Source organism: Ramlibacter sp. (assembly GCF_050250995.1).
Classification (GTDB): domain Bacteria; phylum Pseudomonadota; class Gammaproteobacteria; order Burkholderiales; family Burkholderiaceae_C; genus Ramlibacter.
In genome coordinates, this window is sequence record NZ_JBFWNP010000008.1 from 46,028 (window position 1) to 65,790 (window position 19,763).

Below are 19,763 nucleotides of genomic sequence, written 5' to 3' on the forward strand. Positions count from 1 at the left end.
GAAACTGCGTGCCGCGGGCTATTCCCGTTCGTTATGCTTCGTGACCATGCAAGGCTTCCACCGGCTCAAGCTTCGTCATCTGCACAGCTTCGTCGCCGTCGCCGAAACGGGCAGCCTGGTGCGCGCGGCGGACACGCTGTCCATTACGCAGCCGGCTGTGTCGAAGTCGCTCGCGGAACTCGAGGAGATCGTGGGCCACCGTCTCTTCGACCGCATGCCGCGCGGCGTGCGCCTCACGAGCGCCGGCCGCGTGTTGCTGGGCTTCGCCGGCAGCAGCCTGCGAGCGATCCGCGAGGGGCTCGACAGCATCGCCGGCGAAGCCGCGGTGGATGCGCCCTCCATCGCCATCGGGGCGCTCCCCACGGTGGCCGCGACCGTGCTGCCGGGGGCGCTCCTGCGCTTCGCGACGGCCTATCCGCAGGCGCGCGTGGCCGTGCGCACGGGCAGCAACGCGCAGATGATCGCGGCGTTGCGCCAGGGCCTGCTCGACATGGTGGTAGGCCGCCTGGCCGAGCCCTCGGCCATGCGCGGCCTCACGTTCGAGCATCTCTACTCCGAGCCGCTGGTGCTGGTGGTGCGGCCCGGGCATGCACTTTCGCGGCGGCGCAAGCTGGCGGTCGATGCCTTGAGCGCGCATCGCTTCGTGCTGCCCGATGCCGGCACGCGCGCGCGCGACGCGGCGGACCGTTTCTTCCTCGCGAGCGGCATGGGCCTGCCGCAACACATGATCGAGTCGATCGACGTGGCCTTCGGCCGCCGCTATGTCCTGCAGTCGGATGCGGTGTGGTGCATTCCGTTCGGCGTGGTCGAGCACGACCTGGCGAATGGCACGCTGCACCGCCTGCCCGTGGACACCTCCCTGACGGAGGGGCCGGTTGGCCTCACCTTGCGCGTGGACCGGGTGGTGACACCGGCGATGGAGACGCTGCTGGGCGAGATCCGGCGGGCTGCCGCGGCACGGGCCGGGGTGGCTCGTTGAGGCACCTCTCTCGGATCACCATGCTTTTCATGGCAAGCTTTATCTTCCATAATGCGTGCTATGAAAAGCGCCGTTGCGCCGCCGCCGCCTCCGATCCTCGTCGAACGCATTGCCGCGCTCGGTGCGCGCATCCGTAGCGCACGGCAGCACCGCCAACTCCGGCAGATCGATCTCGCGGAGCGGACGGGCCTGTCGCGCTCGACCATCGAGGCCATCGAGAAAGGGAGTTTCGAAACGGGTATTGGCGCCTACGCACGAGCGCTCTGGGTGATGGGGCTCGACGGCGAATCGACCTGATCGCGGACGCCGCCGTGGACCGCGAAGGTGCGGCGCTGGAGTTCAAGCCGGGCGAGCGCCGCGTTCGCGTCCGGAAGGGACTGGACAATGACTTCTGAAGTCTGGGTCTGGTGCTGGTTGCCGGGCGACGTGCAGCCCACGCTCGCTGGCCGCTTCGAACATGTGCGCCAGCAAGGCAAATTCGGCGAGCGGGTGGCCGCGGACCGCCAGGAGCTGTTCCGGCGCATGGTCTTCAACTGCTGCATTTCCAACACGGACGATCACGATCGCAATCACGGCTTCGTCGCGGGCGACTTCCCGCGCGGCTACGTCCTCTCGCCCGCTTACGACATGGTGCCGCGCCGCCACGGCACCGTGCGTCACGAACATGCGCTCGCCATCGGACGGGAGGGCTTCATCGCAACGCGCCGCAACATCCTCAGCGACTGCGCACGATTCGGACTTGCACGCGACGAGGCCGAAGCCATCCTCGAAGAGGTGCAGGCGGAGGTGAGCCGGGGTTGGGTGGGTGCGCTGCGCCGCCATGGCGCGGGCGACGACGATGTGGAGCATTGGCGTCCGTGCTTCGTCCCCTTGCCGCAGCATTACGACGGCGCCGCGGAGCCTCGCCGCCGTTCGCCGCGAAAGCGCACGCCTCCCGGACTGCCGGGTAAAGTGCGGCCATGATGAATTCAACGGAATGCGAACGGTGCCCGATGCCACCGGAATTCGCGAGGGCGTGCGCATGAAAGTCGTCTTCGGGGGGCCGATCGCGCGTCCGCAGGTGCTGGAAGTCTTGCGCCAGTTCCCCGGCGTGGATGTGCTTGCCGTGGACGAAGCGGACGACGTCTGTCCGCACGTGGGCGATGCCGACGTGCTCGTCATCGCGAACCCGCGCGACAAGGGCAGGCACATCGCCGAAGCGCTGGGCTCGCCCGCGTGCAGGGTGAAGTGGGTGCAGATGGTGTCGGCAGGCACCGAGGGCCTCACCGCGCATCCGCTGCCGCCGCACATTCCCATCACCAACCAGGGCGGCGCGGCCGCGCCGGCGGTGGCCGAGCATGCGATGGGCCTGCTGCTCGCGCTCACGCATCGGCTCGACGTGGCGCTGAAGAACCAGGCGGCGGCCTCATGGAACGTCGGCGCGCTGCGGCCCCTGCTTCAGTCCGTCGAGGGCATGACGGTCGGCGTGATCGGGATGGGCAACATCGGCCGCGAACTCGCGTTGCGCCTGCGTGCATTCGGCGCGACCGTGCATGGCTTCTCTCGCAGCGGCGAGTCGAACGAAGCCGCGGATGCGATGCATCGCATCGCCGAGCTGAAGTCGCAGGTTTCCTCGCTGGATGCGCTCGTCGTCTGCGTCGCGCTCGTGCCGCAGACGCGGCACCTTGTCGATGCGGAGTTGCTGTCGCTGTGCAGGAAGACGGCCTACGTGATCAACATCGCGCGCGGCGAGAGCGTGGATTCGCTCGCGCTCGACGCGGCGCTGCGCGAGGGCCGCATCGCCGGCGCCGGACTCGACGTGACCGACCCGGAGCCGCTCCCGGCGGACCATCCGTTGTGGACCGCGCCGAACCTCATCCTCACGCCCCACACCGCCCCCATGGGCAACAAGCTCGTCGGCCGCCGCGTCGCGGCGGTCGTCCGGGAGAACATGCAGCGGTTCCTGGAGGGTCGCGAACTGCTGCACCGCGTGGAGCTTTGAGGCGCGCGCATGCGGCGCGCGGGCGGTGACGATCAGAACTTGCTGACGCGGTGAAGAACGGCCTTCAGCAGGAGGGCCTCATCCGGTACGACGGATGCCTTGCGAGCGGGGAAGGGAACGACAACTCCGCCCTTCGGCCGCGCAGGGGCGGTCTGCATCGCTGGCAAAGGAACTTCGGCGGGGAGGGAAGCGGAATCCATGTCGAACCGCAGATCCAACTGTTGCCCTGGAACGTTCTTCATGTTGGTTCTCCTCAGGCGGCAGGGTTCGGTTCGTGGGCTTCGTTGCCGCTCGATTCTAGCGGCTTGATGGCAAGCGCCTCCAGCGTTTCCAGCGCCTCCATCGAAATGGCCGTCACCGGCAGTCCGGTCGGGGTCTTCATCGCGCCCGTCGCGCTGTCCTTGCGGCCCTGCGCGCTGGCGCTGAAGACCTTGAGGAAGCGGCTCGGCGCCACGCCGTCGAAGGGCATCACGCGGACTTTCGCGAGATCGCTTTCGCTCTCGGTGATCGCGTCGGGATGGAGCTTCGTCGCGAGCGACTTCCGGTAGGGCTCGACGAACAGGACTTCCCTGATTCCGGCTGCGATCAGGTGCCGCGCGCAGGAATGGCATGGGTAGGTGGTCACGTACATCTTTCCGCCTGCGATCCTTTCGCCGCTCGCTCTGCCAGCGTTCAGCAGGGCATGCATCTCGGCATGGACGGCGCGGGAAAACTCGATCAGCCCCTTCAATTGCGAGTCCTGCCTGACGGCCGCCTCCGCCATGCCGCGGTCGCTTTCGCGAACGACGCGGGCCTCGACGAGGCGACCGACGATCGCTGCGGCCATCGTGGCCTTCTCCTCGTCGTTGAAGCACTTCCCCTTGTCCTTGTTCCAGCACCTGTGGTCGTGGTCCGGTGAAGATGTGGCGTCGTCGCTCTGGTACAGACCGCCGAAGGGCTTCGGGACGTCGTTCCAGCCGGTGGCGAGGATGCGTCCGTCACAGTCGGTGATGGCCGCCCCCACTTGCCGCGAGAGACATGCCGAGTTGCGGGCTGCCGAGTACGCTGCATACATCGCCCGCTCGGCGTTCGTGGGCGTGATGATGCGCACGCCCAGCATGAGATCGAGGAATCTGCGCACATGCCCTTCGAGTTGCGAATGCGTGTCGGTATCGGCGCGCAGGAAGAAGTCGGCCATCGGGAAGGTGTCGCGCACCCGCTGCCCGTAGTCCATCTCTTCTCCCGAATCCCTGTCGATCAGTCGCTGAATCACCTCGGGTCGGTTCCTTCGGCCCAGGAGATGGATGCGCTGTTCGATGGGCGCGTGAACTCCGACGACGTGGAGCATGTCGCCGTAGACGGATCGGAGCAGCCGCAGTTCCTCGACGTTCTTGATCGAGTCGATGATGTGGCAATGCCGCTCCGAATATGCGGGCGTGATGGCACCGGCATCCTCGCCGAAGAAGTCGCTCTGGCTTCCGGCCTGCCGGGTCTTCAGCGCCGCCCTTGCCAGGGTGATCTTCTGGATCGCGAGCTGGGCGAGCACGGCGGGGCCGCGCTTCCGTCGCAGATCATTGCCTGCCTCGATGAGCTGCTCGGTGGTCGCCGCTGCGTCGAGCGAGGACTTCTCCCGGATCAACTGGCTCAGGCGAATGATCTCGGCCTTGGTGTATCTGAAGTCATGCTCGCGCAAAAGCTTCTGAAACGTTTCGGCCACTGCATGGAGCGGGGTGCCCATGGGTCCGCACAGGGCAATGACGATCTCGGCGGTGAGCGTCTTGTCGATCTCGGATTGAGCGGTAGGGCCCGCCGGCTGGGCGCGGCGAAGCGGGGATACGACGGACATTCGGAGCTCCTCGGAGTACAGGGTGCCCGCGACGCGGGCTCGCACGAGTACTACCGGGCGGCACAGCACCCCTCGCAGCCGCTACTCTGCCAGATCGGTCATCGGATGCGCCAGACTTGTTGCCAGGCAACTGACATCGGCGCCGTACGATGCAGGAAGAAGGCGCGACGTGCCGAGCGCGCGCGCTCAGTTCGCCTGCAGCAGATTCATCTCCTTCATCAGCGGAATCGAAAGTTTGCGCGCCGCTTCGATCCGCGTGCGAATCTGCTCGGGCGCGACGACCACGGCGTGCATGCCCGAGGCCTTGATCGCGGCGCGGTAATCCGGGTCCTGCGCGGCCTTCGTGAACGCATCCTGCAGCACGCGCGTGCGGTCGGCGGGCGCCTTGCGGTTGGCGACGATCGTGATCACGGCATTGAACATGCTCATGTCCACGTTCACGCCCTTCTCGGCGGCGGTCGGGATGTTCGGGAACTCGGGAAAGCGCTCGTTGCCGAAGACGACGACCCCCGCGAGCGAGCCGTCCTCCAGCTGCTTCGCGACGCCCGAGATGTCCACGATGCCGCTCGTCACGTGCCCGCCCATCACCGACGGGATGTATTCGTTGCTGCCCTTGAAGGCGACGTAATCGAGCTTCAGGCCCGACGCGCGCGCCCAGATCTTGCCGAGCATGTCGGGCGTCGTGCCGACGCCGGTGCCGCCGTACGAGACCGACTGCCGCTTCGCCTGCGCGACGAAATCCTCGTAGCGCTTCAGCGGCGAATCGCCCTTGACGAAGAGCAGGTGGCGCAGCTGCGCATAGCCGACCACGGGCTGGATCTCGTCGGCCTCGTAGCGCAGCTTGTACTGGTAGTAGGTCATGCCCATGAAGGTGTCGGTGACCATGCCGAGCGTGTGGCCGTCGGCGGGCGCGGCCATCAGCTCGTTCATCGCGATGCTCTGGCCGGCCCCGGGCTTGTTGACGATGATGAGCGGCTTGTCCACGAACTTCTGCGCGGAGCGCACGAGCGCGCGCAGCGAAAGCTCGGCCACGCTGCCGGGCGGAAACCCGGTCACGATCTTGACCTCGCGCTCGGGGAAGGCCTGCGCCTGGGCGGACGCGGCCGCGAGGCAGAAGAGGAGGGCGAAGAGCTTTTTCATGAGGCTTGAACTCCTGGGGGTGAAACGATGGCCTGGATGGCGTCGTGCAGGCGCGCGTCGGCCGCGCGTGCCTTCGACTCGTACGCATCCGCGTCGCGCGCGTCGCGCTCGATGAAGGCTTCTGCCGTGGCGATCTGCCGGCGCACGTCGCGCTCGGCCGGACCGCCGGGGACGATGCGCGATTCGACGACGGCGCGCGGATCGCGGACGCGATCGACGAAGCCGGGCGCGAGCTGCGGTGCGGGTTCGCGCGTGTAGGTTTCGAGGGCGCCGGCCACGTCGGCCTCGGTGACGGACTCCGCCGTGCGACCCGCATCCATCATCTGCCGCACGAGCACGCTCACCGACTGCTGCGCGGTGCGCCACGGCAGCGCGTGGTCGAGCACGAGCGCGGCGGCGAGGTCGGAGGTCCAGCACCAGCTGTCGTCGAAGGCCTTCAGCGCGTCCTCGTGCCGGATCGTGAGCGATTCCAGCACGGCGGACAGCAGCGCGAGCGCGCCCTTCGCATCGTCGAAGGTGCGCCAGAGTTCCTCCACCGCGAGGTAGCGCTCGAACACGATGCTGTCGGAGGCGCTCGCGAAGCTCGCCATGACGGAGGCCGCGCGGCCCATCGCGATGCGGCCGACGCCGCGGATGTGTTCGAGGGCGACCGGGTTCTTCTTCTGCGGCAGGATGCTCGAGTTGATGCAGAAGCCGTCGTCGATCTCGACGATGCCGAACTCCGACGTGGACCAGAGATAGAGGTCGTCGGCCATGCGGCCGATGGTCGCGAGCAGGATCGAGAGCGCACAGGCCGCCTCCTGGTAGCAGTCGGCGGACCAGCCCGCGTCGCGGGAATTGCGGAAGACCTCGGAGAAGCCGAGCAGCTCGGCGGTGCGCTCGGGCTTCAGCGCGAAGCGCGAGCCGGTGAGCACGGCCGCACCGGCGGGGCTGGCGTCGAATCGTTCGTACAAGTCCCGCAGGCGCGCGAAGTCGCGCTCCAGCCCCACGAGCCAGCTGCTCCAGTAGTGGCCGAGCGTCGCGGGCTGCGCATGCTGCAGGTGGCTATAGCCCATGACGAGCACGGTCGCGTCCTGCTTCGCGCGGGAGACGACCTGGCGGCGCAGCTGGAGCACGAGCGACATCACCTCGCGCAGCTCGCGCTGCTGCGTGAGCCGGTTCGCGACCGCGCTGATGTCGCCGCTGCTGCGGCCGGCGTGGATCTTGCCGGCGATGCCTTCGCCGAGCCGCTGCGTGAGGAGCTTCTCTCCGGAGTGGTTGCCGCCGCCGATGCGCAGGCGCGCGGCCACCACGCCTTCGGGCTGCGATTCGAGTTCAAGCAGCGCGCGCAGCATCTGCGCCGCGCTGTCGCGGTCGACGATGCCCGCTTCGCACAACATCGCGATGTGCGCCTTGTCGAAGCGATGCGCGGCGTCGAGCACGCGCCAGATGCGGTCGCCCGGCACGGGGTAGCACACGGCGGACAACTCGGGGCGAAGCGCGCCCTTCAGGCGGGTGCCTGCGGCGCGGAACGAGGGGGCCTTGTCGCTCATGGCGCCGCGCGTACGCCATAGTGGCGCATCGCCTCGTCGGGGGTGATGTATCCGTTGCGCAGGTCGTCCCGCACGGCGGCTGGGTCGCGCTGCGACGGTTCTCCCACACCCGCCCCGCCCGGCATCCTGATCTCGATGCGGTCGCCGGCCGCGAGCTGCACGCGCTTCTTGGGATGCAGCGCGGTCGTGCCGTTGAGGATGTTGGTGCGCAACGAACCAGGCTCGCCGCCGAGTCGCCCCATCGCGGGATGGTCCGTGCGGTCGGACAACATCGAGACCCAGGCCGAGCCCTTGTAGTCCGACGGCACGCGGATCGCATACGTCTGCCCGAGGCCGCCTCGCCAGCGCCCGGCGCCGCCGGAGTCCGGCGTGAGCATCTTGCAGTCGACGATCAGGCCCGAGCGCGCCTCGACCACTTCGGCCGGCACGTTGGCGATGTTCGTCGGAAACGAACAGGCCGCGATGCCGTCCTGCCCCCAGCGCGCGCCCATGCCGCCGTTGCTCGAATAGAACTGGTTGATCGACCGCGTCGTGCCGTCGGCGTTGCGCTCCTGCAGCGTGAAGTTGGGGCTGCCGGGCAGGCCGGCATCCCCGACCGCCAGCGCCTCGTTCGCCTGCGCGAGCGCGCCGTAGATCGCGAAGGGCACGAACATGCCGGTGAGGTGGCGTCCGCCCACGGCGGCGGGTGGCTGCGCATTCAGGATCGAGCCGCGCGGCGCGGCGATGCGGATCATGCGGAAGCTGCCTTCGTTGCAGGGCGACTCCGGGCTCAGCAGGCACTTGATCGCGTAGTTGGCATAGGCCTGCGTGTACTGCATGACCGAGTTGATGCCGAAGGGCTGCTGCGCGGAGCTGCCGGTGAAGTCGATGTCCAGGCCTTCGGCGCCGACGGTCACGCTGCACTTGAGCGTGGTGGGCTCGCTGAAGCCGTCGAGCTCGACGACATGGCGGTAGGTGCCGGCGGGAAGGCGCGAGATGGCCTCGCGCATCGCATCCTCGGAACGCTGGAGGATCTCGCGGGCCAGCTCGCGCAGGTCGAGCCCCGCGTAGCGCGCCAGCAGCTCCTGCAGGCGGCGCGCGCCGAAGGCGGTGGCCCCGACCTGCGCCATCACGTCATGCTCCACGTCGTCGGGCGTGCGTACGTTGGTGCGCAGCACCTCGAACATCGTCTCGTTGCGCACGCCCGCGGCGAAGAGCTTCATGGGCGGAATGCGAAGGCCTTCCTCGAAGACCTCGTTGCAGTCGGCCGACCACACCTTGCCGCCGATGTCCGGCAGGTGCGCGGTGCTTGCGGTGATGGCGACGAGCTCGCCGTTCGCGAACACCGGCCGCAGCACGGTGAGGTCGGGCAGGTGGCCGCCCGCGACCCAGGGGTCGTTGGTGACGAGCACGTCGCCCTCGACGAGCGTCGGCCCGAAGCGGCGCAGCATCTCCTTGGCCGTGTGCGGCATCGTGCCCATGAAGGCGGGCAGCGCATGGGAAGACTGCGCGACCGAGTGACCCTGCGCGTCGAGCAGCATGCAGGCGCAGTCGTGCGACTGGTTGACCACGGTGGAGAATGCGGTGCGCACGAGGATGCTCGTCATCTCGTCGGCGACGGTGACGAGGCGGGCCCAGTGCATGCCCAGCTGGATCGCGTCGAGTTTCATGCGGTGAGCGCCATGCCGGCGAGGTCGATGATGAAGTTTCCCGACGGATCGACATGCGCGACGGCGCCCGGCGGGACGATGATGGTCGTGTCGCGCTCCTGCACGATGGCGGGGCCGTCGATGCGCGTGCCGGCCGCCAGCGCGTCCCGGTCGTGGACCGGCGTCGGTATCTCGCCGGTCTCGGGGAAGTAGGCGGTGCGCGCGGCGGCGTGCCGGCGCGTCTCGACGGCGTCGCGGGTCACCGAGCCCACGTTGTCCGCGCGCTGCAGCATCCGCAGGCGCACCGCGGTGATCTCGACGTCCGCGCGCGAGGGGCAGTCGCCGTAGGACTGGCGGTACTTGTCCCTGAACGCATCGCGCAGCGCCGCGGCGTCGGCGAGCTGCGCTGCATCGACGTCGAGCACCAGCGAGTGCGCCTGGCCGGTGAAGCGTGCCTCGATGGCGAGCGCGACCTCGACCCGCTCCTCCTGCACGCCGACGTCGGCGAGCGCGGTGCGCGCCTCCTGCCGCATCGAATCGACGGCGGCGTCGATGGCCGCGCCGTCCAGGCGGGAAAGCGCCGTGAGCACGGTGCGGCGCAGGTCGATGGAGACCGGCGCCACGAGGAAGCCGAGCGAGGACGCGACGCCCGCCGCGGTCGGCACGACCACCTTCAGGATGCCGAGCTCGCGCGCGACGCGGCATGCGTTCGCGGGCGCGGCGCCGCCGGAGCAGATGAGCGTGTAGTCGGACAGGTCCCTCGCCGTGTCGAAGGCATGCAGCTGCGCGGCGCGAACCATGTTCTGGTTCACCGTGTCCTGCACCGCCCACGCGAGTTCGACGGCCGATTTGCCGAGGCGCTCGCACAGCGGCGCGAACGCCCTGCGGGCCGCGTCGGCGTCGAGCCGCATCTCGCCGCCGAGGAAGTTGTCGGCATCGAGGTAGCCGAGCAGCAGGTTCGCATCCGAGACGGTGGGCAGCTCGCCGCCGCGCGCGTAGCAGGCCGGGCCCGGCACCGATCCCGCGCTGCGCGGCCCCACCGCCAGCATGCCGAACACGTTGCAGCTTGCGATGCTGCCGCCGCCCGCGCCGATCTCGATCAGGTCGACCATCGGCACGCGCACGGGCATGCCGCTGCCCTTCTTGAAGCGGTCCATGCGCGCCACCTCGCCGTCGGCCACGACCTGAGGCTTGTAGTCGTCGACGAAGCAGATCTTTGCCGTGGTGCCGCCCATGTCGAAGGCGAGGGCGCGCCGGATCTCCAGCGATTCCGCGACGTAGGCCGCGACGGCCGCGCCGCCCGCGGGACCGGATTCGAGGATGCGGACAGGGAATTCCTTGGCGAGCCGGAAGCGCGCCAGGCCGCCATGCGACAGCATCATCAACGGCGGCGCCTGGATGCCCATGCGCGCGAGCGCGCCTTCGAGACGGTCGAGGTAGGTCGACACGAGCGGCTGCACGTAGGCGTTGATGAGCGTCGTGGAGGTGCGCTCGAACTCGCCCATTTCGGGCGAGACGTCGCACGACAGCGAGATGGCGGCCTGCGGGCCGAGTTCCTCGCGCAGCCACTGCGCGACGAGCCGCTCGTTGCGCGGATTGCGCCAGGAATGCAGGAGCACCACGGCGACGGCCTGCGTGCCGTCGCGCGGAATGTCGCGAACGACGTCGCGCAGTTCCTCGCGCGAAGGCTCGCGCACGACCTCGCCCTGCGCCGACATGCGCTCGTCGATCTCCAGGCGCCGCGAACGCTCCGCCAGCGGCGACGGGTTGACGAGGTGCAGGTCGTAGATGTCGTACCGCTTCTCGCGGCCGATCTCGATCACGTCGCGAAAGCCCTTCGTGGTGACGAGCCACGTGGGCGTGCCGCGGCGCTCGATCACCGCGTTGGTCACCAGCGTGGTGCCGTGCACCACATAGCCGAGGTCGCGCGCCCCCATTCGGCACTTCTCCAGCAGGCGCGTCGTGCCTTCGAGCACGATGTCGTCCGGCCGCGCGGGGTCGGTCAGCAGCTTCTCCGTCCAGATCCGGCGGGTGGCCGTGTCCAGCAGCACGAAGTCGGTGAACGTTCCTCCGATGTCGACGCCCAGCAGCATCATCGATGTGTGTCCGGTTCCGTAGGGGTCTTCCCCGAGACGGAAATGCTAGGTCCGGGCCCGATATTTGTTTAAAACAGCGAACGATGGCGAACGAACCGACGTGCTCCACGCTCGCCCACCCGCGCGGGCAGAAGGACCTCCTGAACTACCGGCTGAAGACGCTCTTCGCCTCGAGCGGCGCGCCGGGGCTGCGCCTGTTCGAGGGCGGCTTCGGCATCGCGCGCGCGGAATGGCACCTGATGGCGATCCTGGTGGAAGACGGCGCGATGTCGCCCACCGAACTGGGACGCCGCGCCCACATGGAGTCCGCGCGGGCCTCGCGCCTCCTCACCGCGCTGCTCGGCAAGGGCCTCGTGCTGCGCACCGAGCGGGAGGACGACCGGCGGCGCGCGACGCTCGAAGCCACCGCCTCGGCCCGCGAATTGCATGCGCAGATCTTTCCGCTGCTCGTGCGCATCAACGCCGAGCTCATCGGCGCGCTGGACGCGGACGAGCTCGCCGCCTTCGACCGCTCGCTGTCCAAGCTCACCGCCCGCGCGGGCGAGCTTGCGACGCTGCACGTCGTCGACGTGTCGGCGAACCGCTGGATGGGTTCGGCGCGGCGTGACGAGAAGCGAAAGGCCGGACGGCCGCGGACCTGAGGGTTCGACGACTTGCCGGATTCTCGATGTTCATAGCAAAATCGATTATTCAAGAAAAGGACCCGAACATGATGTACCGTCGCGCCCTCGTTCGCGCCGCCCTGGCGCTTCCTCTCGCGCTCGCTTCGATCGCCGCGAGCGCCCAGGCCTTCCCCACCAAGCCCATCCGCTGGGTCGTGCCCTATGCCGCCGGCGGCCCGGCCGACGTCATCGCCCGTGCGCTGCAGCCGAAGATGGCGGAGTTCCTGGGCCAGCCCGTCGTCATCGACAACCGGCCCGGCGGCAACGCCAACATCGGCCACGACATGGTGTCCAAGGCGGCGCCGGACGGCTACACGATCCTCTACGTCGTGCCGAACATCGTGACGAACCCGCTCACGTACAAGAACATGGTGGACCCGCTGAAGGACCTCGCGCCGGTCGCGCGCATCACCTCGCAGGCCTACATCCTCGTCGCCAACCCGAACTTCCCCGCGAAGAACGTGGCCGAGATGATCGACGTCGCCCGCAAGCAGGGCGTGAACTGCGCCTCGGGCGGCGGGCTGCCGGGCTTCGGCTGCATGTGGTTCAAGTCGCACAGCAAGGCCGACTTCACCCACGTGCTCTACAAGGGCAACACGCTCGCGATGAACGACCTCATCGCCGGGCAGATCAACGTGGTGATCGACCTCTTCAACACCGCGATGCCGCAGGTCCGTGCGGGCAAGGTGAAGCCGCTCGCGCTGACCGGCTCCAAGCGCGGCATGCCGCTGCCGGACCTGCCGGTCATCGCCGAGACGATTCCCGGCTTCGTGCTCGAGGGCTGGCACGGCGTGATGATCACGCCCGGCACGCCCGCCCCCATCGTGGACAGGATCAACCAGGCGCTGCGCTTCGCATTGGCCGACCCGGCGGTGGCGAAGCGCATCACGGACAGCTCCATCGACGTCGCGCCGACCTCGCCGGCGGAATTCGCGGCCATCCTGCGCGAGGACCAGGCGAAGTACACGCGCATCACGCAGGACGCGGGGATCAAACCGGAGTGACGGGGGGCACGGGCGGGGAGGGGGCCGGCGGCGGGTTCGCCGGCGCTCCTGGCGATATGCCTGGCGGCGGGTCAGGGGTCCACGCCGACCGCGTGCTGCGCGGCGGGCACGTGCTGACGATGGCAGCCGGGCGCACGGCCCAGGCCGTGGCGACGCGCGGGGCCGAAATCGTCGCCGTGGGTTCGGATGCGGAAGTGTCCGCGTTCGCGGGTCCGGCCACGGAAATCGTCGAGCTCGAGGGTCGCACGCTGATGCCCGGCCTCATCGACGGTCACGCGCATGCGGACCGCGAAGGCCTGAAGGGGCTGCTGCCCTCGCTGTCGGGCTGCCGCTCGGTCGCGGGTGTCGTGGACCGCATCCGCGAGATCGCCGCGACCACGCCCAAGGGCCGCTGGATCGTGACGATGCCGCTCGGCGAGCCGCCGGAATATGCGTCGTCGCCCTCGATGTTCGGCGAAGGACGCCTGCCGGACCGCTTCGATCTCGACCGGGCGACGGCGGATCATCCGGTGCTGATCCGCTGTGCATGGGGTTACTGGCCGGGCGTGCTGCCCACCGTCTCCATCGCGAACAGCGCGGCCTTGCGGCTTGCGAAAGTCGACGCCGGCACGGAGTCGCCTTCGGCGAAGCTCACGATCGAGAAGGACGGCGCCGGCGAGCCGACAGGGCGTTTCTTCGAACATGCGATGCAGCCGCTCGCGGAGTTCACGCTGTTCCGCGGCGCGCCGAACTTCACCGCGGACGACCGCCTGCGCACGATGGAAGCGTCGATGCGCGCGTACAACCGGTTCGGCACGACCGGCGTGTTCGAGGGCCACGGCGTCAATGGCGAAGTGATCGACGCCTGGCGCCGCACGCGCGATGCCGGCCGTTCGACCTTGCGCGCGCATCTGCTCGTGAGCCCGGCCTTCAGCGGGGCGAGCGTGGCCGACGTGGCGCAGTGGGTCACGCGCGAGGCCGCGCGCCTGAGGCGCGATGCCCAGGGCGACGACTGGGTGCGGCTGCAGGGCATGTACGCGGAGCCGGCGGTCGATGCGCCCGAAGCGCGGCTGCGGGCGGGCTGCGCGCCGCAGTCGGGCTGGGCCGGCTTCAACTACGACGCGGGCCTGCCGCCGGAACAGTTCCGGACGCTGCTGACGAATGCCGCGCGCGAAGGCCTGCGCGTGTGCGCGATCCAGACCGCGATGGCCGACGTCTTCATCGACGTCGCGCGCGAGGCGCTCATCGACGGCCTGCGCTGGGTGATCGCGCATCCGGCGACGCTCGATGCAAGGCAGGTCGCGGGCATCGCGGACAACGGCGTCGTCGTGACGACGCTGACCAATGCGTACATCTGGCGCAGCGCGTCGTCGGTGCTCGGTCGAATCGGCGCCGAACGCGAGAACGAGATCTGCCCGATCCGTTCGCTGCTCGACGCGGGCGTGAAGGTCTCGCTCGCGTCCGACAACGTGCCCGTGACCTTGTGGCCCTGCGTGTGGCAGGCGACGGAGCGCATCGACCGTGCGACGCGGCGCGTGATCGCCCCTTCTCAAAAGGTGTCGCGCGAGGAGGCGCTGCAATGCGCGACCGTGAACGGCGCATGGCTGTGCGGCGATGAAACGCGACGGGGGACGCTGGAGGCCGGCAAGCTCGCCGACATGATCGTGCTGGCGGACAACCCGCTGACGATGCCGGCCGAGCGCATCCCCACGCTCGTTCCCGACATGACCATCGTCGGCGGCCGCGTCGCGCCACGCGACTGACGAGGACTCACCGTGGACTGGACTTTCCCCCACCGCTCGCAGCGCATGCCCGTGCTCGCGGACAACGTGATCGCGACTTCGCAGCCGCTCGCTTCGCAGGCCGGCGCGGCCATGTTCGCGCGGGGCGGCAATGCGGTCGATGCGATCGTCGCCGCGGCGGCGACGCTCGTCGTCGTCGAGCCGATCATGAACGGCCTGGGCAGCGACGCCTTCGCGATGCTCTGGGACGGCAAGGAAATTGCCGCGCTCAATGCGTCCGGGCATTCGCCCGCCGCCTGGACGCCGGAGCGCTTCGCCGGCCACGCGAAGATGCCGGCGGAGGGCTGGGACTCGGTGACCGTGCCGGGGGCCGTGTCCGCGTGGATCGCGTTGTGGCGGCGGCACGGCACTCTGCCGCTCGACGAGCTCTTCGCGCCGGCCATGCGCTATGCGTCCGAAGGCTTCCCGGTGTCCCCGCGGATCGCGCGGCAGTGGGCCGCGCAGGTCCCGCGTCTCGCGAAACAGCCCGGGTTCGCCGACGCGTTCCTGCCCGGCGGCAGCGCGCCGAAAGTGGGCGAGCGCTTCCGCTTCCCCGCCGTGGCGAAGTCCCTGGCGCGCATCGCGCAGACCGAGGGCCGCGACTTCTACGAAGGCGGCATCGCCGAGGCGATCGTCGCGCACGCACGTGCGCACGGCGGCGCCTTGTCGATGGACGATCTCGCGTCGCACCGGGCCGACTGGGTCGAGCCGACGCGGCTCGCCTACCGCGACGCCGAGGTCCTGGAGTTGCCGCCGAACGGGCAGGGCGTGGCGGTGCAGATCGCGCTCGGGATCCTGCGGCACTTCGATCTGTCTTCGCGGACGCCGCAGGCCACCCGGATGCACCTGCAGATCGAGGCGATGAAGATCGCGTTCGCGGACGTCTACCGCTGGGTGACCGATCCGCGCTTCATGCCGATGGGCGTGGCCGATCTGCTCGCGCCGGACTACCTCGCGCAGCGTGCCGCGGCCATCGACCCGCAGCGTGCCGCGCAGTGGCAGGCGCGCGAACTCGCGCCGGGCAACACGGTGTACCTCGCCGCGGGCGACGCAAGCGGCCGCCTTGTCTCGTACATCCAGTCGAACTTCCAGGGTTTCGGCTCGGGCGTGGTCGTGCCGGAAGTCGGGGTGAGCCTGCTCAATCGAGGGACTGGGTTCTCGCTCGATCCGTCGCACCCGAACATCGTGGCAGGGCGCAAGCGCCCGTTCCACACGATCCTGCCCGCGATGCTGATGCAGGGCGGCTTGCCGCTCGCGGCACTCGGCGTCGTGGGCGCGGACATGCAGCCGCAGGGGCAGGTGCAGGTGATCGGAGACCTGCTCGACCGCGGCGCCAATCCGCAGTCGGCGCTCGATCTTCCGAGGTGGCGCATCGCGGAAGACGATGGGCGCATCCGCCTCGAGTCGCAGGTGCCTTCGGAAGTGGCCGAGACGCTCGCCTCCTGGGGCCACCGCGTCGAGATCGCAGACCCGGCCTCGCTCGAATTCGGCGGCGCGCAGATGGTGCATCGCGTCGGCGATGCGTGGGCGGGGGCGTCGGATTTCAGGCGGGATGGGGTAGCTGCGGGTTGCTGAGCGCACCAAGCCCGCTTCGATCTCGTCAGGGTCGCGGTAGCCGGTTTGCAGGCCATGACGGATCCAGCTAAAATCAGCGCCAATAAAAGAGCTGAATATGTCTCCGATCCTCGCCAGCCTCAGTGTCAGCATGTCCGAGTTCAAGCGGAACCCGGCGGCGGTGCTGCGCGGTGCGAATCATCAGCCGGTGGCGGTGCTCAATCACAACAAGCCCGCGTTCTACATGGTCGAGCCCAAGCTGTTCGAAGCGCTCGTGGAAGAGCTTTCCGAACGAGAGTGGGACAGGAAAGTTCTTCGACGCCGGGCCGAACGGGGCAAGGCGGTCGAGGTGGACATTGAAGACCTCTAGAAAATCGGCCAAACCCCTCCAGTCCTCTGCGTCGCCCTTACCGCGGTTCCGACTCAGGTTCCATCCCGAAGCGCTCGAGGAATGGCACGCGCTCGACAACTCGATACGAGCGCCGCTCAAGAAGCTCCTGGCGAAAAGGCTGGAGCACCCGCACATTCCCGGCTCGGCGCTTCACCCGCCGCTCGCCGGTTGCTACAAGATCAAACTGCAGAAGGCGGGCGTTCGACTTGTCTACGAAGTCATCGACGAAGAGGTGATCGTGTACGTGCTCGCCGTCGATCGGCGCGAAGATGGCAGGGTCTACGGATCCGCCGTACGAAGGACGGCAGACTGAATTTCGTCCGGCCGGCTATTGGAACCGGCTTTCCAGCATCTCCAGAAACCCCGTCCACGACCGGTCCGCCTCGGCAAGCTCGATGCCCGCGTTGGCCTGGAGTTGCCCGGCCATCGCGACGATCCAGCCTGCGTTCAATGCGACCTTCGCGGCGGCCGCCTTGTCCTTGCGCACGCCCTCCCGGCTGAAATCCTGCCGCGACAGCAGGTCCAGACCCAGGCCCAGCACGCGGCCGACCAGCTGCATGTTGCGCGCGCCGCGCCAGTTGGTCGCGATGCTCACGAAGCGCGCGGCCGCCAGTTCGGCGGATTGCGAATCGAAGATGCGCTGCTCGCGCTTCCACGCGCCATGCATCTTGTCGACCAGCCAGGTGCCGAGGCGGCCCGTGCCCATGCCGTAGGCGCGAAGCTTGTTCTTCAGCACCACGATCTCGCCCGGTTCGGTCTCGCCCGGGCCTTCCATGTACAGCACGCCGATATGCCCGATGGCATGGCGTGAATTGAGGTCCACGCTGCCGACGGGGTGGTATTCGTCCTTGAGATAGTCGACGGCGGGCTGCACGTCGGCGCCCGGCGCTTCGAGCCACACGCCGGCGAGGATCTTCAGCTTGTTCGCTTCGCGGTAGATGTCGAGCGCCTGTTCGGTGGTGAACGTCGTGTAGTAGCGCTCGTGCTCGCGGTGGTATTGCGCGATGTTGCGCTGCGCCTCGACGGCGACCGGGCCGTCGAGGGCGTTTTCCTTCGACGGCGGCAGGGCCGAATCGATGCTGCCCTTGAGCGGCGCGCCGTCCGCGGGCAGCTTCGTCGTGACCACCGAAGGCTTCTCCAGCGCCGCGGCGGCGCGCAACAACTGGCGTCGCGCGATCGCCGCGTTGACCGCGGCCGCATCGCGCTTGCCGCGCGCCATCCACTCGTCCGCCGATTCGAGCGCGCGCGCCGCCAGGCTCAGCTCGATGGTCGCGCCGGCCGTGCGCACCGCCTGCTCGACGTCATTGGCATCCCGGCACGAGGCGAAGCACGCCTCGGCGTCGTCGTTCGCCTGCTTGTAGAACGACTGCACGTCGGCGGTGACGGACGAAGAGGGCGTGTCGCCCTCCAGCGCCAGCGCCGCGCGCAGCAGCTTCGACGCGAAATCGTTCGAGGCCATCCTCAAGCGCTCCTTCAGGCGAACACACCCGTGTCATGCACCGGCTTGCCGCCCAGCAGCGTCGCCAGCACCTTGGTCTTCGGAATCGCGTCCTCGTCGATCGTCATGATGTCGTCCGACAGGATCGCGAAGTCCGCATACTTGCCGGGCTCGATCGAACCCGTCACCTCGTCCCAGAACGCCGTGCGCGCGCCGTTGAGCGTGTAGGTGCGCAGGGCCTCCTGCCGCGTGAGCCGCTGCGACTCGCCGCCGAGCGCCTGCCCCGACACCGCATCCTTGCGCGACAGCAGCTCCCAGAACGCGAACATCGGCTGGAAGGGATTGCCGTCGGTGGACTGCGCGACGGGGATGCCCGCGTCGAGCCAGCTCTTGAACGGAATCGCCTTCTGCGCGAGCTGTTCGCCGAACGCCTTGCGATACACCGAGCCGTACATCCACAGGAAGTTGGTCGTCGTCGTCGGCAGCACGCCCAGGCGCCGGCATGCTTCCATGTTCTCCGCGCTCGGGAACTGGCAGTGCTGGATGGTCCAGCGCTTGCCCTCGATGGGAATGTCCTTGTCGACGTCCTCGTAGGTCTTGAGCACCTTGTCGATGGCCGCGCCGCCGGAGCACTGCACCTGCACGCGGATGCCCGCAGCCGCGCAACGCTTCACGATGTCGCGGAACGCCTCGTCGTCGACCATCTGCACGCCGTGCCACGGCGTGCCGGCCGCGCCGACGTAGGGCTCGCGCATCAGGCACGCGCCCATCGCCGCCGCGCTGTCGAAGGAGAAGCCGAGGCCGCCGAATTTCAGGATGTCGTCGCCGAAACCGTTGCCGCCCGCGTAGCGCGCGGTCTGCTCGATCAGCGCATTGCCCTTCTCGCGGTCGCGGTACAGCGGCACCGGATAGGACACCACGAAGTACGTGCGGATCGTGAGCTGCTTCCTGCTCCACAGGTCCATGTACGCGCGCTGCGGGCCGGTCGGGATGCCGTGGCCTTCGTAGATCGTCGTGATGCCGGCCTCGTTGAACGCCTTCGCGCCCGCCGCCACCGCTTTCAGCGTCTCGGCGTCGGTGAGCTCGGGCATCGCGGGGAACAGCGACGTCGATGCGCGGAACGCGCCGTCGCGCACCGGCAGCCACTTCGGGAACGTGATGTCGGTGAAGACGCCGGTGGGTTCGCCGTTCGCATCGATTTCGATGTTCACGCCCTCGATCACCTTCGAATCCCCAGTGATCCCGCAGGCGCGAATGGCCGCGCTGTTGGCGAAGGCGTGCCCGGGCGCGACGAGTTGCGGCGGCTCGATGTAGACAGGGTTGTCGGGCGACACGGTGTCGAGGTCGTGGCGCGTCGGCCAGCGTCCCTCGGCCAGCGCGCCCGGATAGCCGAACACCTCGGGCTCGTTCGCGACCGGGTTGCACACGATCCACTCGCCCGGCTTCTTCGTCTCGACTTCCCTGCGGATCACGTCGAGGATGTCCGCGATGGACTTCGGGTTGTCGAAAGCGGGCTTCGTGAGCTTCAGGCCCACGATGTCCATGTGCGGATGCGCGTCGACGAAGCCGGGCACGACGGTCTTGCCCTGCAGGTCGACGCGGCGCGTCGAGGGGCCGCAGCGGCCCTCGACGTCCGCGAGCCGGCCGACCGCGAGGATCCGGCCGCCGCCGACCGCGATGGCCTCGGCCACCGAATCCTTCGCGTCCACCGTATGCACGATGGCGTTGTGAATGAGCAGGTCGGCGACCTGCCCCTGGGTTGCCTGGCTCATG

Annotated in this window: 18 protein-coding genes; 10 read left to right on the top strand and 8 right to left on the bottom strand. The window is 68.8% G+C overall.

The window, feature by feature from the left end; genetic code table 11:
• The first annotated feature begins 46 nt into the window (after nucleotides 1-46).
• The 4 genes from pcaQ (at nucleotide 47) to AB7E83_RS08595 (ending at nucleotide 2,960) form a co-directional block, all read left to right on the top strand.
• Entirely contained in the window at nucleotides 47-979 is a 933-nt protein-coding gene (pcaQ, locus tag AB7E83_RS08580; protein ID WP_428567811.1) for a pca operon transcription factor PcaQ, read from the top strand.
• 60 nt (nucleotides 980-1,039) lie between these two features.
• A complete protein-coding gene (locus tag AB7E83_RS08585) occupies nucleotides 1,040-1,276 on the top strand; it encodes a helix-turn-helix domain-containing protein (protein WP_428567813.1) in 237 nt (78 codons plus the stop codon).
• A gap of 87 nt (nucleotides 1,277-1,363) precedes the next feature.
• Complete coding sequence (locus tag AB7E83_RS08590; RefSeq protein WP_428567816.1) at nucleotides 1,364-1,942, top strand: HipA domain-containing protein; 579 nt, start codon at nucleotides 1,364-1,366, stop codon at nucleotides 1,940-1,942.
• Between the two features lie 13 nt (nucleotides 1,943-1,955).
• Nucleotides 1,956-2,960 carry a D-2-hydroxyacid dehydrogenase gene (locus tag AB7E83_RS08595; RefSeq protein ID WP_428567819.1) on the top strand — a complete coding sequence of 335 codons (1,005 nt, stop codon included), beginning with the start codon at nucleotides 1,956-1,958 and terminating at the stop codon, nucleotides 2,958-2,960.
• Between the two features lie 32 nt (nucleotides 2,961-2,992).
• On the opposite strand, the gene AB7E83_RS08600 is transcribed toward AB7E83_RS08595, so the two are convergent.
• The 6 genes from AB7E83_RS08600 to AB7E83_RS08625 form a co-directional block, all read right to left on the bottom strand.
• Nucleotides 2,993-3,202, bottom strand: coding sequence for a hypothetical protein (locus AB7E83_RS08600; RefSeq protein WP_428567822.1), 210 nt, complete (start codon nucleotides 3,200-3,202; stop codon nucleotides 2,993-2,995).
• Nucleotides 3,203-3,213: 11 nt separating this feature from the next.
• Nucleotides 3,214-4,785, bottom strand: coding sequence for an anti-phage dCTP deaminase (locus AB7E83_RS08605; RefSeq protein ID WP_428567825.1), 1,572 nt, complete (start codon nucleotides 4,783-4,785; stop codon nucleotides 3,214-3,216).
• A gap of 186 nt (nucleotides 4,786-4,971) precedes the next feature.
• On the bottom strand, nucleotides 4,972-5,925 hold the full coding sequence (locus AB7E83_RS08610; protein ID WP_428567826.1) for a tripartite tricarboxylate transporter substrate binding protein: 954 nt from the start codon (nucleotides 5,923-5,925) through the stop codon (nucleotides 4,972-4,974).
• Entirely contained in the window at nucleotides 5,922-7,457 is a 1,536-nt protein-coding gene (locus tag AB7E83_RS08615) for an argininosuccinate lyase (protein WP_428567829.1), read from the bottom strand. Before AB7E83_RS08615 ends, AB7E83_RS08610 begins: the two co-directional genes overlap by 4 nt.
• On the bottom strand, nucleotides 7,454-9,106 hold the full coding sequence (locus AB7E83_RS08620; RefSeq protein ID WP_428567831.1) for a hydantoinase B/oxoprolinase family protein: 1,653 nt from the start codon (nucleotides 9,104-9,106) through the stop codon (nucleotides 7,454-7,456). The genes AB7E83_RS08615 and AB7E83_RS08620 overlap by 4 nt, the downstream gene beginning before the upstream one ends.
• Nucleotides 9,103-11,181, bottom strand: a complete 2,079-nt coding sequence (locus tag AB7E83_RS08625; RefSeq protein WP_428567834.1) for a hydantoinase/oxoprolinase family protein — start codon at nucleotides 11,179-11,181, stop codon at nucleotides 9,103-9,105. Before AB7E83_RS08625 ends, AB7E83_RS08620 begins: the two co-directional genes overlap by 4 nt.
• Nucleotides 11,182-11,264: 83 nt before the next feature.
• Here AB7E83_RS08625 and AB7E83_RS08630 point away from each other — a divergent pair, with 83 nt between their 5' ends.
• The 6 genes from AB7E83_RS08630 to AB7E83_RS08655 all read left to right on the top strand — a co-directional run bounded on the left by AB7E83_RS08630 (nucleotide 11,265) and on the right by AB7E83_RS08655 (nucleotide 16,865).
• A complete protein-coding gene (locus tag AB7E83_RS08630; protein WP_428567837.1) occupies nucleotides 11,265-11,822 on the top strand; it encodes a MarR family winged helix-turn-helix transcriptional regulator in 558 nt (185 codons plus the stop codon).
• Between the two features lie 68 nt (nucleotides 11,823-11,890).
• Entirely contained in the window at nucleotides 11,891-12,847 is a 957-nt protein-coding gene (locus AB7E83_RS08635) for a Bug family tripartite tricarboxylate transporter substrate binding protein (RefSeq protein ID WP_428567840.1), read from the top strand.
• Between the two features lie 119 nt (nucleotides 12,848-12,966).
• On the top strand, nucleotides 12,967-14,589 hold the full coding sequence (locus tag AB7E83_RS08640) for an amidohydrolase (RefSeq protein WP_428567842.1): 1,623 nt from the start codon (nucleotides 12,967-12,969) through the stop codon (nucleotides 14,587-14,589).
• A 45-nt stretch (nucleotides 14,590-14,634) separates the two neighbouring features.
• The gene (locus AB7E83_RS08645) at nucleotides 14,635-16,182 is read left to right on the top strand and encodes a gamma-glutamyltransferase family protein (protein WP_428568010.1); all 1,548 of its coding nucleotides are present in this window, start codon (nucleotides 14,635-14,637) and stop codon (nucleotides 16,180-16,182) included.
• A gap of 97 nt (nucleotides 16,183-16,279) precedes the next feature.
• Nucleotides 16,280-16,531, top strand: coding sequence for a type II toxin-antitoxin system Phd/YefM family antitoxin (locus AB7E83_RS08650; protein ID WP_428567845.1), 252 nt, complete (start codon nucleotides 16,280-16,282; stop codon nucleotides 16,529-16,531).
• Nucleotides 16,518-16,865, top strand: coding sequence for a type II toxin-antitoxin system RelE family toxin (locus AB7E83_RS08655; protein ID WP_428567848.1), 348 nt, complete (start codon nucleotides 16,518-16,520; stop codon nucleotides 16,863-16,865). The genes AB7E83_RS08650 and AB7E83_RS08655 overlap by 14 nt, the downstream gene beginning before the upstream one ends.
• A 15-nt stretch (nucleotides 16,866-16,880) precedes the next feature.
• On the opposite strand, the gene AB7E83_RS08660 is transcribed toward AB7E83_RS08655, so the two are convergent.
• Both AB7E83_RS08660 and AB7E83_RS08665 read right to left on the bottom strand, forming a co-directional pair.
• Nucleotides 16,881-18,011: a hypothetical protein gene (locus AB7E83_RS08660; protein ID WP_428567851.1), complete on the bottom strand. Its 1,131-nt coding sequence runs from the start codon at nucleotides 18,009-18,011 to the stop codon at nucleotides 16,881-16,883.
• 14 nt (nucleotides 18,012-18,025) lie between these two features.
• The gene (locus AB7E83_RS08665; protein WP_428567853.1) at nucleotides 18,026-19,762 is read right to left on the bottom strand and encodes an amidohydrolase; all 1,737 of its coding nucleotides are present in this window, start codon (nucleotides 19,760-19,762) and stop codon (nucleotides 18,026-18,028) included.
• Nucleotide 19,763: the final 1 nt, after the last annotated feature.